Origin of the sequence: Massilia sp. TSP1-1-2, from assembly GCF_049896185.1 — a bacterium.
Taxonomy (GTDB): domain Bacteria; phylum Pseudomonadota; class Gammaproteobacteria; order Burkholderiales; family Burkholderiaceae_D; genus Telluria_A.
The window spans coordinates 1-944 of the sequence record NZ_JAFCTU010000140.1; the positions used below are offsets into that span (position 1 = coordinate 1).

The window sequence follows — 944 nt, forward strand, 5'->3', positions numbered from 1 at the left end:
ATGGCGAGCCAGGCGTGAAGACGATCTGGCTGGGCCTGCAAGAGGTGCGTATAGCGGCTGCAACACTGGCAGCATTACGAGAACAATGAGTTGTGTATAACGATATGAGTTAAGATCTCAACCGGAACGGCGCCTACTTAGCCCCGGATATGAACGTTATCGCTCGAGTATGCTCTTTGCTTTTGAACACAAGGATTCGGAGCATGAAGGCATCCTCTTTAGCGGCAAAGGAAATCCGTTTACTGGAATCTACACCTGGGGGACCGACGCTCCAAATGGTAGTGATCGCTTTTCCGGCCAGCCACACGGTCCCGCCTAAAAGCCACGGCAGTTCAGAATGAGGGGCTTCGCGGGTTTGCTCGGTGTAGATGACGAGTTTCACGAAACGCCTGAATTTTTGCTTGAAAAGGGGCGGCAGGTCGATTAGCGCGACGATTAAAAAGGTACGGTAATCCAAAGTGCTGCTGGGGCGAAAGTTGTAACACCAGGATATCCCAGTATTGAGGTGGGTAACACGTCAAGGTATGCACAAGTGACCCAAGCGGGCTCACGACATCAGGTATGACTTCAAGAGAGGTGCGAAAAATTGGACTATTCGATAACGGGGAAAAGTTTTGTTCGACTAGCCGGTAGTACTGCCGTGATCGCTATCACTGGTCTTCTTTGTTTGACTTGGAATTCGAAATCCAATCCACCGGAAGCGGTGAAGGTTTCGGTATTAGCAGACAGCGTAGGAATGATCGTCAGTGTGGCCCTAGATCCGCAGAGCGGGACACTGTATGCGATACTGGAAGGCGACCGCGAGTTACATGCTTATTCTTCCCGATTGCCAACGACAAACCCTTGGAGGCGCGCCGCGGCGAGAACAGCTGACGTACCAAAAACATCCGACGAAGTACGGCTTCCTGGTGCATTGGCGGTGGACGGGGCTGGCAATCTTTATA

At 51.8% G+C, this 944-nt stretch carries 2 protein-coding genes; one reads left to right on the forward strand and one right to left on the reverse strand.

The genetic code is table 11. From position 1 onward, the window contains the following. Positions 1 to 133: 133 nt before the first annotated feature. On the reverse strand, positions 134 to 457 hold the full coding sequence (locus ACP7BV_RS27320) for a hypothetical protein (protein ID WP_426108047.1): 324 nt from the start codon (positions 455 to 457) through the stop codon (positions 134 to 136). Positions 458 to 586: 129 nt separating this feature from the next. On the opposite strand from ACP7BV_RS27320, the gene ACP7BV_RS27325 reads away from it, so the two are divergent. Beyond that, the coding region (locus ACP7BV_RS27325) for a hypothetical protein (RefSeq protein WP_426108049.1) at positions 587 to 944 on the forward strand (358 nt) is incomplete at its 3' end.